Origin of the sequence: Arcobacter peruensis, assembly GCF_003711085.1 — a bacterium.
In the GTDB taxonomy this organism is placed as follows: domain Bacteria; phylum Campylobacterota; class Campylobacteria; order Campylobacterales; family Arcobacteraceae; genus Poseidonibacter; species Poseidonibacter parvus.
The window spans coordinates 2,299,598-2,314,236 of the sequence record NZ_CP032363.1 but is presented as its reverse complement, the minus strand read 5'-3'; the positions used below and the strand labels follow the sequence as shown (position 1 = coordinate 2,314,236).

Sequence of the window (14,639 nt, the reverse complement as noted above, 5' to 3'; positions counted from 1 at the left end):
TAAATCAAGGAAATGTATTGAAAATATTAAAAACTATTGAAGAAGTTCAAGCTATTAGAAAAACTATTACATCAAGTGTAGGTTTTGTACCTACAATGGGTGCATTACATGATGGACATATATCTTTAATAAAAAAAGCTAGAGAAGAAAATGAAATTGTTGTAGTATCAATTTTTGTAAATCCTACACAGTTTCTTGAAGGTGAAGATTTAGATTCATATCCAAGACGAGATGAAGCGGATAAAAAGATTTGTGAATTATGTAAAGTTGATTACTTGTTTATGCCTGATATTTCTACAATGTATTCAAAAGAAGAGATTTTAATAAAAGCACCAAATAAAAGCTACATGCTTGAAGGTCTTACTAGACCTGGACATTTTGATGGAGTATTACAAGTTGTTTTAAAACTTTTTGGAATCACTCAACCTAACAATGCTTATTTTGGGAAAAAAGATGCACAACAATTATCACTAATTATGCAAATGGTTAAAAATTTATTTCTTCCTATTAATATTATTGCTTGTGATATTATAAGAGAAAAAGATGGACTTGCTATGAGTTCACGAAATGTTTATTTAGATGAAAAACAAAGAAAAGAAGCTTTACTTTTATCTCAATCTTTATACACAGCAGCTTCATTAATTTCAAAAGGTGAGTTAAACTCAATTCTTGTAAAAAGAAGAATTGAAGAAGTATTAAAAGATTTAGATATAGAATATGCAGCAATTGTAAATAGAGAATTTGATGAAATAGATACAATTGAACTTAAAAATACAATAATTTTAATTGTTGTACGATTTGGAAATACAAGGCTACTTGATAATATTTGGATTTAAGTTTTTTTTATGCTAAAATTGCAAAAAAATTAAGGTCTTAATAATATATGAAATTCTCAGCACAAAACCCTGTTAAATCTTTGCATCTTGTATCTTTAGGTTGTACAAAAAACCTTGTAGACTCAGAGATTATGCTAGGTAAACTAAAAGATTATAAAATAAGTGATGATGCAACAAACGCAGACGTTTTAATAGTTAATACATGTGGATTTATTGATTCTGCTAAAGAAGAAAGTATTAATACAATTTTAGATTTACACGAACAAAGAAAAGATGAATCAGTACTTGTTGTTGCTGGTTGTTTAACACAAAGATATCAAGAAGAACTTCAAAAAGAAATACCAGAAGTTGATATTTTTACAGGTGTTGGAGATTATGACAGAATTGATGAATTAGTTGATCAAAAAAGAAGTGCTTTTACAAATCAAGTATTCTTAGCCTCAGACACAAATGAAAGAGTAATAACAGGTTCTTCATATCATGCATATGTGAAATTAAGTGAAGGTTGTAATCAAACATGTTCATTTTGTGCAATTCCTAGTTTTAAAGGAAAACTTCACTCTAGAACACTTCAATCACTTGTAAAAGAGGTAAAATCTTTAGCTTCAAAAGGTTATACAGATTTTTCTTTTGTATCTCAAGACTCTTCATCATTTTTAAGAGATCAAGGTCAAAAAGATGGCTTAGAGCAACTAATAAATGAAGTTGATAAAATAGAAGGTATTAAAACAGCTAGAATTTTATATCTTTACCCTTCAACTACAACACTTTCACTAATAGATACAATTGCCGAGTCAAAAACTTTTGAAAACTATTTTGATATGCCTTTACAACATATAACTCCTTCAATGCTTAAGATTATGAAAAGAGGGAAAGGTGTTGAAAAATTAAATGAATTAATGGATCATATGAAATCAAAACCAAATTCATTTGTAAGAACTACATTTATTGCAGGTCACCCAGGTGAGACACAAGAAGACCATGAAGCTTTATGTGAATATATTGCAAACTATAAATTTGATCGTGCAAATGTTTTTTCTTATTCAACAGAAGAAGGAACAGCAGCTGCAAAATCTGATGCTTTAATCGATCAAGAAATTATTGATCAAAGAGCAGATGAAATTGGTGAAATAATTGCTAAAACAACTCAAGAATCATTAGAAAAAGAAGTTGGAAAGACTTTTGAAGTTTATATTGATGGAGAAAGTGATGAACACGAATTTTTATTAAGTGCAAGAAAAACTACTTGGGCTCCTGATATTGATGGTGAAATATATATCAATGACAATGAATTATATGATGAGAACAATCCAGAGCAATTAGCTTTTGGGCAAATTTATACAGTAAGAGTTACTGAACTTTCAGGTGATAAACTACTAGCTACAGTAATTAAATAAACTTTAAAATATGAACTTAGATTTTTCTGCGGTAAAAGAGTCAAAAAATTTACTTGCTTTTTCAGCAGGTATTGACTCTTCTGCACTATTCTTTTTACTTTTAGAAAAAGATATAGATTTTGATATAGCAATTGTAAATTACAATACAAGAGTAGAGTCAAAAGAAGAACTTCAATATGCTAAAGATTTAGCAAAAAAATACAATAAAAAAATATTTTGTAAAGAAGTAGAACTTCAATCAAAATCAAATTTTGAAAAAACTGCAAGAGATATTAGATACAGTTTTTTTAAAGAAATTATACAAAATAATAACTATGAAATATTAATTACAGCACATCAACTAAATGATAAATTAGAATGGTTTTTAATGCAACTAAGCAAAGGTGCAGGATTAATTGAGTTAATTGGTTTTAATGAGTTTGAGATTAAAGATACGTATAAAATATACAAACCCTTACTTACTATTTCAAAAGAAGAATTAGAAAACTATCTAAAAAAAAGAGACATAAAGTATTTTATTGATTCAAGTAATAGTGATGAGAAGTATAAAAGAAATTATTTTCGTCATAATTTTTCTGATAGATTTCTTGATGAATACAAAGACGGAATAATTAACTCTTTCAACTACTTGCAAGAAGATATCAAGTCTTTAAACTTTAAAAATAAAGCAATAATAGAAATTGAAGAACTAGAAGTTTTTAAAAACTTAGATGATGATAATTTAAATATAAGAGTAATTGATTTGTCATTAAAAAAAAGAGGTGTTTTATTGTCAAAGGCTCAAAGAAAAGAGATTTTAAAACAAAAAAGTATTGTTATATCAAATAAGATTTCAATAACAATAGAAGATGATTATATTTGGGTTTGTCCTAAGTCATTAAAAACAATGGACAAAAAATTTAAAGAGAAGTGTAGAATATTAAAAATACCAAAAAATATTAGAGCTTACGTAAAAGAAAAAGAAATTGAAGTAAAAAATCTAGTGCTGTAAAAATTTTTTAACTTTACTTAATCTAATAAGTTCTAATCTGCTATCTTCTTTATGTTTTTTTAGAAAGTTTATATTTTTAAAGAAAAGTTCTTCTAATTGTTTGAACTCATTTAATTCTAAATCAAAATCTTTAATGTCACTTTTAAGTAAGTAATCATCATGCCATTTTACTAATGCAGCAGCTCTTTCTACTGCATCTAATGAATCAATATAAATAAGCCTTTTAAGAGCTTCTATAGACCTGTTTCGTCTTTCCATGCGTCAATCAATCCTTGAGTAACTTTCATTACTTGGTTTATAGAGTTTATATTATCATCAACTCCAGCTGCAAAAAGTGTTTCTATTTGGTAAAGATATAAACCATCAAGATAATAAGCAACATCTCCGCCATCAAAATCAAGAACATTTCTTAACTCATCAAATATTGCAATAGATTTATTTATATATGTAAATTTAGCTTCAATATTTCCATCTTCAATTGAACTTTTAACAAAAGACAAATATTTAATAACACCTTCATAAAGTTTTAAAACTAAAACATAAGGATCATCTGATACTGCATTTTGTTGATTATAAGCTTCTATTCCCATATATTGTATCTCCATTCACTAATTTTCATTATGTAGTATATTATATTCTTTCTTAAATACATCACTGAATATTAAAAAATAATTTTATTCCTAGTCAGAATATGCCTCTGCTATTATTGATTCTAAACCTGAAAATGATGTTTCATATAATGTAATAATTGCAGCATAAGATGCAAATTGTGCAGATAATGCAGAATATTTATCATCTAAAGTCTCTTCAGCTTCTTCTAAATCATCATTTAAAATCTCTTCTCTGGATAATAATGAAGATTCATATAACCCTATTACTCCATCTGTATAACCCATATCATCAATTAGTGCTTTTAGTTGTGTTCCTATACCTTCATTCTCAGCAGTTCCAATAAAAATACTTTTCATTAAATCTGGGTCTTCATCAAGTGCATTATTAAATACTGTAGAATCTAAAGAAAGCACTCCAGTACTATCTAATTCAAAACCATAATTAAAAACTGATTTATCAGAATCTTCCCCATAAGTTCCAAATAACTTATCTTTTATTTGAGAAATAATATCTCCAAGTGCAGATTTATCTTCAATAAAAGAATCAGCAGAATAAACTTCATCTTCAATTAAAGCGACAAGTCCATTGTATTGTGTAATAAATTCATTCATACTGCTTTCAACAGTTGTATTATCTTTTGTAATATTTATACTAGATGTTCCTGTTTCAGTTGCAGTAATACTTAAACCATCAACTTCCAAACTATTTGAAGAAACACTATATGAAACACCATCAACAGTTGCTTCCATATTTTGTGCTACTAATGTATGATTAACTGAAACAGAAACCGTCCCTCCATTACCATCATCAATATCCTCAGTTTTATTAAATCCAAATTTATCATCAGCCGCCGCATCACCTGCAATTGAAAGTGCATTATCAATTCCTGATTCATTACTTTTTAAAACTAACCTAAAAGAATCACTACCAACTTGTTCTATTGATGCATTTATACCATCACTTGCATCAATTTCATCTGCTAATTCTTGATAAGTTTTTTCATCAGTAGTAAAAGTTTCACCATTAATAGTTAAATCACCCATTCCTGTGATAGCTGCATCTTTTTCTGTTTCAGTAATTGCATTTGATTGATATACATCTTTTTGCGCCAAAGAGGTAATATTAACAGTTGTAATTCCTGTGTTTAATGAAGAAACATCTGCAGCATCAAATGTAACTGAACTACCTGAAGCTGTTGCTGTTTTTTCATCAAATGCCGTAGTTCCACCAGTTACAAATAAGTCAAATACTTTTACAGCTTCAAGAAATTCATTAACTTTATCATCAATTGTAGTAAAAACTTCATTTTCACTTGCAATATCTTCAATACTTGTTTCTATTGGTTCAACAGTTGCTGCCCTTTCTGCTGTTTTTAGTTTATCAATTAATTCTTGATCAAGCGTTGCAGCTTGTCCTGAACCTAAACCTAAAATACCTTCAGCCATTATTTTGCCCTCCTTTTAATTAATTTTTTAATCCAAGTAAAACTTGTAACATTTCATCGATTGCTGTAATTATCTTCGCATTTGCAGAATAAGCTGCTTGGAATTTAATTAAGTTTATCATTTCTTCATCTGAATCAACTTTCGTTAATTCATTATATGTATTTTCTAGTGATTGTTGAATAGTCTCTTGTGTTGTTAATAAAAACTCATTACTTTCTTTATCTGAAGAAACATTTATTCGTATATCTTGAAAAAACTCTGATAATGAAGCAACTGAACTATTTGTACTATCTTGCTCTTCACCAGTAAAAGAAATATCTTTTTTCCATTGTAAAGTTGCCAAATAGTCCAAATCTTCTTGCTCTAAATCATTAACATTATTTTCATTAAATTTAAGTGTCATTACACTTCCACCTGAAAATAGGTTTAACTGATTTATTTCAGAATCAGAATAAGTTGATGCAGATCCATCAATGCTTGTATCACCATAAATATAGTCATCACCATCTTTAATATATGCATCAGTTAAGTCACTCAGAGTTTGAGCAAAAGAGTCTAATTTATCTTTATAGTCTTGTATCTTGTTATTATAAGAAGTAGAATCTAAATTATCTAATTGTGGTTTTAATATTCCACTTTTTACAGTAATTTCACTATCATAAATACTTAAGAATGTTCTTGATTCTGACTCACTACTATAATCTTCATCTGCAAAATAATTACTTCGCGATTCTGCTATAGTTCCTGAAGCATCATTTTTAACTACAGTAATTCTACCTTCAAAATTTCCATCAGGTCCATCAACTTTTGACTCAATTAATAAAAAATTATCTTGATTTGGATAAAGTTCTGTTTTATCACCATTAGAATCTGTTTCATAGTTACCATTATATGCTTTTACTAAATTGCTTATTCCTGTTGTTTCATTTATTTTATCTGATAAAGCCCTTATATAATTTGATCCATCAACAGTTTGTGTAGTCTCTGTACCGTCATTATTCAAATCAGCAGTAAAAGATTCTCCATATGTGATACTAACTTCAAATTCATTATTAATTTTATAAGTAATTTCATCACCAATGTCAAAAGTGATAGCAAGATTTGAACCATCGTCTTGTACATACTTATCAATTTGAGGAGTTTTTTCTTCTTCTATTTCAAGAGCTCTTACGTTTGTACTATATCTAACAGCAGTTGTTCCTGCTATTTTTAGTTCATATTCTCCATTTTGAGTACTAACATCAATATCAACATACATTGATAATTCTTTTTCAAGTTGGTCTCTTTTATCTAAAAGATCATTTGAAGAAGTGTTATACTGTCCCATTTTTTGATTTACTTCACCAATTTCTTGAAGAATGTCATTTATTGTTGAAACATTTGCACTTAAATCTTCTGCTTCCAAAGATTGTTGCTTTTCAATATCAGAATAAATATTTTGTAATGACTCAACTAAAGTATTTCCTTCATTCTTTAAAGTTGTTTCATAAACTTCCGAATTTGGATTACTACGTAAATTTTCAACTGCTTGTAAATAACGATTTAAATCTGCAGAAAATCCACTAGTGTCAGTTTCTTGGAATATTGATTCAATATTGCCTAAAGTAGAAGACAGTTTATCATATTGGTTTACTTTAGAGTTTTCAGATAGAATATTTTCATACATATATTGAGATGTAATTCTATAAGCAGTACTTGAACTAACACCTCGTCCTGTTACTCTACTATCACTTTGTTCTAATTCACTAAGCTGAACAACTCTTTTTTTGTATCCTTCAGTATTCTCATTAGCAATATTATTTGATACATTTTCAACAGCTGTTTGTGCAGCTTTTAGCCCTGACTGTGAAACATTTAATGTACCTAGCATAGAGACTCCTTTAGGATAAGATATCTAATTATTGCATTACAATTCTTAAAATTAGATTAAAATGGCCAAATTGCTCTTATTATTTTTGTTCCCCATGGTGTTTCCATGATATCAGCTTCTTCACCTTCTTTATCGTAAAGAACTTTTAAATTAGCCATTTGAGAAGATTCTATTGAGTTATCAGAAGTAATATCGTAAGGTCTAATTACACCACTTACAATTATTTCTTGCTTTTGCCCATCTATTAGTAACTCTTTTGAACCTTTAATAAAATAATTACCATTTTGGTATGTTTCTTCAATTATTGCAGAAATTACAGTCTCGAATGTTTCATCAAATGAGGATGTAGCTTCACCTGAATCTGAAGAAGAACTATTAGTACTAAAGCCCACACCTAATGTACCATTTAACTTGTTAGCTAAGCTACTAACTGTCCCGTTTAAACTATTTGTTCCAGTACTTGCTAATATCCCACCACCAAGATTACTATCTCTACTGCTTTTTAATTCTCTAGAGTTTGTAGAATCAGATGATAATGATTCACTAATATTAATTTGAATAATATCACCAACTTGAAGATCTTTTTTATCTGCAAATAATGAAGCACCTTGCATAGAATACAAAGAACCTTTATTATTTTTAGGTGCTGGCTGTTTTTTAGGGATTTGTATTTTGGGTTTATTAAAACTTATTTCTTGTTTTTCAGTTATTCCACATGCAGTAAAAAATACTGCGATTATTAATATTAGTATACTATTTTTCATTTAATCTACTTTCAACAATATATTTAACATCAATTGCGATAATTATCTCATTTAGTGTATTTTTGATTAATGCCATAGAACCATACCTTACTTTTAATGCATCTAAATTAGTTTTTGGTTCGCAAATAATTACTACTTTATTCTCAATAATTTTTACATGTTGTATATATTTTTGTCCTATTAAATCAACAGCTTTTTCTATTTCTGTTAAAATAGCAATTTCTAAATTCTTTTTATATTTTTTTTTCTCTTCAGCCTCTAACTTTTCTGCTTTTTTTGTTTCTAATTCAATTTTTTGTTTTTCTTCAAACTCTTTACTCATATACATATAATAGCCAGCAAACATTGCTACTAAAACTGCTAAGGAAATAAATTTAATTATTTTTTGTTTTTTATTTCTTTTTATAGCTACTATCATATTTCTATTTTATTACAAAAGTTGTAAATAATATCTTTTTAATATTATTTGCTTTCACTTCTTCATTATTTGATGTCATTTCATTAACTATAGCGTTTATCTCTTCTAAAAGCTCTTCTTTTAGTAATGCTTTTCCACCAACAGTTAATAGCTCTTCAGAACTTCTTGCACTAATTTGAGCAATAACAACATCAATGATTTCTGCTCTATACTCTTCAACTAATGCTGCAATTGTAGGTTCTACACTTTTTACAGCAAAAGATAATTTCATTAGTTTTTCTTTTCCTTTTGCATTAGTGATATTTAATACTAGATCATCAATATTAGCTTTAAATGTTTCTTTTGAATCTCCAGCTTCTTCTTTCTTAACCATTTCTTCTTGATTTTGTCCATCTTTAGGTGAAAACATACCTTGAGAATATAAGAAGTAAGCTCCACCGGCAACTGCTAATAATAAGATTACGACAAGTGCAATTAGAACAATAATCATTCCTTTTCCTCCACCTGAACTTTTTGTTTCTTCTTTATTTTCTTCTTCAGCCATTGTTATCCCTTTTTATTTTTCTGCTTTAAATTCTTGAAGCATTAACGTCAATTTTGCAGCATTTGGTACACTTAAATATTTCATTAATAATGTTACGTTTTTTTCTTTTAGTTTCAAAATTATATCAAAAACATCTTCAATTTTTCCATCACTAATCATTTCATTGAAAATAGCTGCTGAAATTTTTGGTTTCATTGAATTATAGACTTTTGCAGTTTTACTATTAACTGTTTCAGTCATATCTTGTAAAATTGATAGATTCTTGTCATGTAGAGCTTGTATTTCGTCTTTTTCTTTTTTAATTTGAGAAAGTATTGTATCTAATTCTTTTTTTCTATCTTGATACTCTTTTTCTTTTTGGTTATAAAAAGAGTTTAACTCTTTTTTTAATTCTTTTATTTCAATTCTTTGTTTTATAAGCTCACTACTTGTTTCATTAGCTGCATATATAAAAATAGGAAATAATATAAAAATAACTATTTTGTTAATCAATTTATAAACCTTTATCCTGAAATATATTTACTTTGAATATATTCATTAGCTTCTTCTTCTTCAGCAACTAACATTCTTTTAATTGCTTCTTGTTTTTGCTCTTCTAAAATATATCCAAACTGTTCAGTCTCTTTTTGTAATTCTATTATATCTTTAATTAGTAATTCTAACTCTTCATTTAATAGTTTTTTCTTTTTTTTCAATTCTTGAATATGAAGTCTCATAGTATTCTTATGCATTTCTAAAACTGCAAAATCTGAAATTGCTCCAAATTTTTGAACACTAGCTGAATCAATTTGAGTCTTAGTAATTAAAATCTCGGCTTCAAATCTCTCTATCTTTGATAATAAAAGACCTTTTTGCATAAGCTTTTGATCTGTTTGTGTTTTTTTTAAGTTATATAACTGGTCAATCATTTTTAATTACCAAAAACTAGTATTAAGTCCCATAAGTCTTTAGTATAAGTTTCAATATGGTCTCCAATCCAAGGAAGAGATATTAAAATAAACCCTGATACAAATATTACTTTTGGAACAAAACTTAATGAAGCATCACTAACTTGTGTTACTGCTTGAAAAATTGAAATCACTAATCCAATTACCATACTAACAAGTAATGAAGGTAATCCTAGAATTAAAATAATCTTTACAGTGTTCTCAGCAATACCAATTAAATCCACTATTAATCTTTAATCTTTACTGTAATTTCTAATGTTTTGTTGTTCAATAATTTTGATATCAATTCTGCAATATCTTGAACATTTGAACTTTCTACTTCAATTTTTTCATTGCTTGTATTAGAATTTGAGCTAATAGTTGGACTATTAATTCCTTCTAAAGCATTTAAAACATCTTGCTCATTTAATGAATCAAGTTCTGTAAACTCTTTAGACATATCCTCTCCTTGTTTAAACTCTTCTTCAATTGTATCTTCTAGTTCATTGATATTTAAACTATTTTCTTCTGGTGTTTCTTCAATTTTTTGTTCATCGTAATCAGAAGTCGTATTGTTTAATCCGACGTCTTCTTCAAAATTAATTAAAGAAGTCAATTCCTCTTTAGATAATTCATTAGAGTCATCTTCAAGCTCAATTAAACCTTCTAACTCATCTAAGTTAATATCTTTTTTGATTTCTACATTAGAAATCTCATCATCGTCATTTTTTGAACTTGATAATAATTGGGCTAGCTCTTCATCTAATTCAATATTAATATCATCCATATCATCAATATCATCAATATCATCTTCGTATGCTTCATCAACAATATCAATAATTGAACTTTGAATATTAGGCTCTATTTCTTTTTGTTGTTCGTATTTTCTTAATATGTATTTTGGAATTTCTTTTAAAGAATCTACAGATAAATCAGCAATTCCATTGTCAAATAAAAATTCTTCTTTTATACCATCTTTTGGCGCTAAGAATTTTATTTTTTGATTAAGTGCATTTTTTTTAATAATTTTTTCATCATCAATTAAGTAAATATCATTAGGATTTGCTTCAATTGTAGATTTTAATAATTCTAAATCTTCAATATCTTCGATAACACTATTGCTATCTAGTTTAAATTTTATATTAGCATGTTCTAAAGTTTCATGGATTTCTTTTTTAAAACTATTATTACCATAAATATAAATATTCAAATCAGTGCCCTATAATAAATTTTATTACATAGATTATACCTTTTTTTATTAAATTTACGATAAAATAATATCAATTAAGCGTAAGGTAACATATTGAAGTATTTTTTATTAGTATTAATTTTCTTTTCATCTTTATACTCACAAACAGTAAAAGACATTTCAAATATCATTGGAATAAGAGACAATCAACTTATTGGATATGGTTTAGTTGTTGGTCTTGCTGGTACTGGTGATAAATCAAAATTCACTATGCAATCTTTACAAAATTTACTACGTAATTCATATATCAAAATTCCTGCAACTTCTATTTCTTCAAAAAACATTGCAGCTGTTATGGTTACGGGAACTTTGCCTCCTTTTTCTAGACAAGGAGATAAAATAAAAATAAAAGTATCTACAATAGGTGATGCTAAATCTGTTGATCATGGTGAACTTTTAATCACACAATTAAAAGGTGTGGATGGTAAAGTATATGCTTTAGCACAAGGTACAATTGTAGCAACAAATAATAATACAACTACAGGTTTTATCTATGATGGTGCAACAGTAGAAAATGAGATCAATTATAATTTACAAGAGGAAGACTCAATTACATTAAGTTTATATAAAAGTTCTGCAAAAAATGCAGATCTAATTGAAACTAAAATCAATAAAAAATTTGGAAGAAAACTTGCACGAGCAGTTGATACTAGAACTATCAAAGTAAATAAACCAAAAGAAATATCTATAATCAAGTTTATATCTATGGTTGAGAATATTCCCTTAAGTTCTGATTTTAAAAAGAAAATAATTATTGATATGAATAGAGAATCAATTATTGCTGGTGCAGATATTGAAATATCACCTGTTACAATTGCTAGAGATTCTTTTACAATAAGAATTAAAAAAACTGCACTTACTGATAACCAATGGGTTGATCCTAAACAAAATAAAGGTGTAGATATTGGTGATGATGTTAAAATTGCAGATAAACCTGTAATTGATATTAATAATGCAATGATAAATACGAAAAAAACACCAACTGTTTCAGATTTAGTTAGATCTATGAAGGTAATGAACTTACCAATGACTGAAATAATAGATACTCTTAAAATGATAAAAGAGATGGGTGCTATTGATGTTGAATTTGAGATAAGAGGATAATATGGCAGAATTTTTAAGTCAAGATGAAATTGATGCCCTTTTAGATATTGCCGAGCAAGGTGAAGACATTGATTCTTCACCAATGGAGAAGGTATTATCAAAAGAAAAAAACTATTCTATTTACGATTTTAAAAAACCTAATCGTATCTCAGGGGAGCAGTTTAAAGCCTTTTCAGCAATTCACGATAAAATGCTAAGAGATTTTATTACTGATCTTTCCGCAATGCTTAGAAAAATTGTTGATGTGAAACTCTACTCAATTGAGCAGATGACTTATGGGGAATTTATACTATCAATTCCACAAATTACATCGTTAAATACACTTTCTATTAAACCTATGGAAGGAAGAATTGTAATCGAGTGTAACCCTGGTATTTCACATAAGATTATTGCAGAATTACTAGGTTCTGGAGCTGTAAATACAAGTGATAATCTTGATAGAGAATTAACAGAAATTGAGATTGAGATTTTTGATCATTTTTATGAAATGTTTATAAAAAATTTATATAAAACGTGGGCTGAGATTTCAACTTTAAACTTTAAAACAGAATCTAGAGATACGAATGCGAATGCCATTCAAATTATCTCTGATCATGAAATTGTTTTACTTGTAGTTTTAGAAATAACTATCGATGAAGAATCAGGTTTCTTATCAATTTGTTATCCAATCTCTTATATTGAACCTTTATTAAATAAAATTGTTGAGAAAGTATTTTCTGAAGGTAAAAATAGAAAATCTTCTAGAAAAAAAGATATTACAACTTTAATATCAGGTGCTAAAATGAATGTAGAATCTATTATGGCTGAAACTGAATTAAGCGCAGAAGATATTTTAAATTTAAAAGTTGATGATGTAATTGTTTTTAATAAAAATGCAACCTCTTCTTCAAATAAAATTTATATAAATAAAAAAGAGAAGTTTTTATCATTATCGGGTATTTCTAATAATAGAAAAGCTATTCAAATACAGTCTAATCTTGATAAAGAAAAACAAGAAACATTAGAAATATTAAGAGTTATGAGAGAAGAAAGAATTGTAAAAGCTGCAGAAAAATCTTCAAATATTAAAAAACTTCTTGAAGATAGAACATCGAAAAAAGCTTAACTTTTTTCAATGCTCCAAGCTAATGTTTCATTAGCATACATAGGTACTACATTTTCATTTTTATATTCATAAATTGCAGGAACTACGAAATCTTTTTTTACTAACTTTATAGTTTTTTTCTTTGGCTTTAAATTATAAACTCTTTGCGCATTTAAAGACACAAAATCATTTAAATTATCTAAACAATTATGTTCTTCAAATAACTCAACTAATACCTGTAAAGCTATTGGAGAAGTAAAAACTCCAGCTGCACAACCACAAGATTCTTTTTTATGCTTAGGATGAGGAGCTGAATCACTTCCAAACATTAGCTTTGGATGAGCTTTAAGTGCTGCATTTAATAAAGCAGATCTATCTTCAGGTCTTTTTGCAATTGGCTTACAAAATAAATGCGGTTGAAGCATTCCACCTGCAACATCATCTAAAGTAATAAGTAAATGTTGTAAAGTTACAGTTGCATGTAAATTATCATACTTTTCAAGTAATTCAACTGCATCTTTTGTAGTAATATGCTCCATTATGATTTTTAAATCAGGAAAAGCTTGTGCAATTGATTCATAAATTGGCATAAACTCTCTTTCTCTATCCATTACAAAACCATTAGTTTCTCCATGAACACAAAAAGGAATACCTAATTTACTCATTGATTCTAAAGTTGGTCTTAAAACTTCTACATCCATAGATGAAACACCTGTTTCAGAATTAGTTGTAATTCCTGCAGGATAAAGTTTAATTCCAATAATATCATCTTTTATATTTTCCAAAAACTCATATGAGTAATCATCTTTAAAAAATAAAGTAACATGTGGATCAAAAATATCATCTTTACATGCTTCTTTAATTCTATCTTTATAAGATAGTAATGCTTCTTTAGTAGTAATAGGAGGTACTAAGTTAGGCATTATTAAAGCACCTGTAAAAGTATTTGAAGTTAAAGGTCCCACTAATTTTAACATGTCACCATCACGTAAGTGAAGGTGCATATCTAAAGGTTCATTTATTTCAAAAGTAGTTAAACTACTCATTAAATAGCTTCCTCATCTTCTTCACCAGTTCTGATTCTTACAATTTTTTCAATTGCAGAAACAAATATTTTACCATCACCGATTTTTCCAGTTTTCGCTGAATCAGTAATTAATTTAATTGTACTATCTACATCAGCTTCTGCTACAATTAATTCTAATTTAATTTTTGGTAAAAAATCAACTACATATTCTGCCCCTCTATATAACTCAGAGTGACCTTGTTGTCTACCATAACCTTTTACATCAGATACTGTCATACCAGTGATTCCAGCTTCTGTTAAGGCATCTTTTACGTCTTCTAGTTTAAATGGTTTTATTACTGCTTCGATTTTTTTCAAAGTTAATCCTTTTTT

General features: G+C 27.7%; 18 protein-coding genes. 5 read left to right on the top strand and 13 right to left on the bottom strand.

Annotated elements, in window-relative coordinates; genetic code table 11:
- Positions 1-17: 17 nt before the first annotated feature.
- From panC to tilS, 3 genes are read left to right on the top strand one after another with little or no spacing between them, the layout of a single operon-like run.
- Positions 18-836, top strand: a complete 819-nt coding sequence (gene panC / locus D3Z07_RS11440; RefSeq protein WP_122893936.1) for a pantoate--beta-alanine ligase — start codon at positions 18-20, stop codon at positions 834-836.
- Positions 837-883: 47 nt separating this feature from the next.
- The gene (rimO, locus tag D3Z07_RS11435) at positions 884-2,233 is read left to right on the top strand and encodes a 30S ribosomal protein S12 methylthiotransferase RimO (protein ID WP_122893935.1); all 1,350 of its coding nucleotides are present in this window, start codon (positions 884-886) and stop codon (positions 2,231-2,233) included.
- A 10-nt stretch (positions 2,234-2,243) separates the two neighbouring features.
- On the top strand, positions 2,244-3,224 hold the full coding sequence (tilS, locus tag D3Z07_RS11430; RefSeq protein ID WP_122893934.1) for a tRNA lysidine(34) synthetase TilS: 981 nt from the start codon (positions 2,244-2,246) through the stop codon (positions 3,222-3,224).
- Here tilS and D3Z07_RS11425 read toward each other — a convergent pair.
- The 11 genes from D3Z07_RS11425 to D3Z07_RS11375 form a co-directional block, all read right to left on the bottom strand.
- On the bottom strand, positions 3,213-3,482 hold the full coding sequence (locus tag D3Z07_RS11425) for a hypothetical protein (protein ID WP_122893933.1): 270 nt from the start codon (positions 3,480-3,482) through the stop codon (positions 3,213-3,215). The genes tilS and D3Z07_RS11425 overlap by 12 nt on opposite strands.
- Positions 3,458-3,814 (bottom strand): flagellar export chaperone FliS, encoded by a 357-nt coding sequence (gene fliS / locus D3Z07_RS11420; RefSeq protein ID WP_076088627.1) that lies wholly within the window; start codon positions 3,812-3,814, stop codon positions 3,458-3,460. Before fliS ends, D3Z07_RS11425 begins: the two co-directional genes overlap by 25 nt.
- 90 nt (positions 3,815-3,904) lie before the next feature.
- Positions 3,905-5,281, bottom strand: a complete 1,377-nt coding sequence (fliD, locus tag D3Z07_RS11415; protein WP_122893932.1) for a flagellar filament capping protein FliD — start codon at positions 5,279-5,281, stop codon at positions 3,905-3,907.
- Between the two features lie 19 nt (positions 5,282-5,300).
- A complete protein-coding gene (locus D3Z07_RS11410; protein WP_122893931.1) occupies positions 5,301-7,151 on the bottom strand; it encodes a flagellar hook-associated protein FlgK in 1,851 nt (616 codons plus the stop codon).
- 56 nt (positions 7,152-7,207) lie between these two features.
- Positions 7,208-7,915 (bottom strand): flagellar basal body L-ring protein FlgH, encoded by a 708-nt coding sequence (locus D3Z07_RS11405; RefSeq protein ID WP_122893930.1) that lies wholly within the window; start codon positions 7,913-7,915, stop codon positions 7,208-7,210.
- Positions 7,905-8,333 carry a hypothetical protein gene (locus D3Z07_RS11400; RefSeq protein WP_122893929.1) on the bottom strand — a complete coding sequence of 143 codons (429 nt, stop codon included), beginning with the start codon at positions 8,331-8,333 and terminating at the stop codon, positions 7,905-7,907. The genes D3Z07_RS11405 and D3Z07_RS11400 overlap by 11 nt, the downstream gene beginning before the upstream one ends.
- Before the next feature lie 4 nt (positions 8,334-8,337).
- Positions 8,338-8,877 carry a flagellar basal body-associated FliL family protein gene (locus tag D3Z07_RS11395; RefSeq protein WP_076088637.1) on the bottom strand — a complete coding sequence of 180 codons (540 nt, stop codon included), beginning with the start codon at positions 8,875-8,877 and terminating at the stop codon, positions 8,338-8,340.
- A gap of 12 nt (positions 8,878-8,889) precedes the next feature.
- Positions 8,890-9,369, bottom strand: coding sequence for a MotE family protein (locus D3Z07_RS11390; protein ID WP_122893928.1), 480 nt, complete (start codon positions 9,367-9,369; stop codon positions 8,890-8,892).
- 11 nt (positions 9,370-9,380) lie between these two features.
- Complete coding sequence (locus D3Z07_RS11385) at positions 9,381-9,785, bottom strand: hypothetical protein (RefSeq protein ID WP_122893927.1); 405 nt, start codon at positions 9,783-9,785, stop codon at positions 9,381-9,383.
- A 2-nt stretch (positions 9,786-9,787) separates the two neighbouring features.
- On the bottom strand, positions 9,788-10,048 hold the full coding sequence (locus D3Z07_RS11380) for a flagellar biosynthetic protein FliQ (RefSeq protein ID WP_076088643.1): 261 nt from the start codon (positions 10,046-10,048) through the stop codon (positions 9,788-9,790).
- A 2-nt stretch (positions 10,049-10,050) separates the two neighbouring features.
- On the bottom strand, positions 10,051-11,013 hold the full coding sequence (locus tag D3Z07_RS11375) for a hypothetical protein (RefSeq protein ID WP_122893926.1): 963 nt from the start codon (positions 11,011-11,013) through the stop codon (positions 10,051-10,053).
- Between the two features lie 93 nt (positions 11,014-11,106).
- Between D3Z07_RS11375 and D3Z07_RS11370 the strand changes: the two genes are divergently transcribed.
- Both D3Z07_RS11370 and fliM read left to right on the top strand, forming a co-directional pair.
- Complete coding sequence (locus D3Z07_RS11370) at positions 11,107-12,156, top strand: flagellar basal body P-ring protein FlgI (RefSeq protein WP_076088647.1); 1,050 nt, start codon at positions 11,107-11,109, stop codon at positions 12,154-12,156.
- A 1-nt stretch (position 12,157) separates the two neighbouring features.
- A complete protein-coding gene (fliM, locus tag D3Z07_RS11365) occupies positions 12,158-13,261 on the top strand; it encodes a flagellar motor switch protein FliM (RefSeq protein WP_076088649.1) in 1,104 nt (367 codons plus the stop codon).
- Here fliM and pyrC read toward each other — a convergent pair.
- The gene (gene pyrC / locus D3Z07_RS11360) at positions 13,258-14,286 is read right to left on the bottom strand and encodes a dihydroorotase (protein ID WP_076088651.1); all 1,029 of its coding nucleotides are present in this window, start codon (positions 14,284-14,286) and stop codon (positions 13,258-13,260) included. The two genes, fliM and pyrC, sit on opposite strands and share 4 nt — an antisense overlap.
- Positions 14,286-14,624: a P-II family nitrogen regulator gene (locus D3Z07_RS11355; RefSeq protein WP_076088653.1), complete on the bottom strand. Its 339-nt coding sequence runs from the start codon at positions 14,622-14,624 to the stop codon at positions 14,286-14,288. The genes pyrC and D3Z07_RS11355 overlap by 1 nt, the downstream gene beginning before the upstream one ends.
- Positions 14,625-14,639 lie beyond the last annotated feature (15 nt).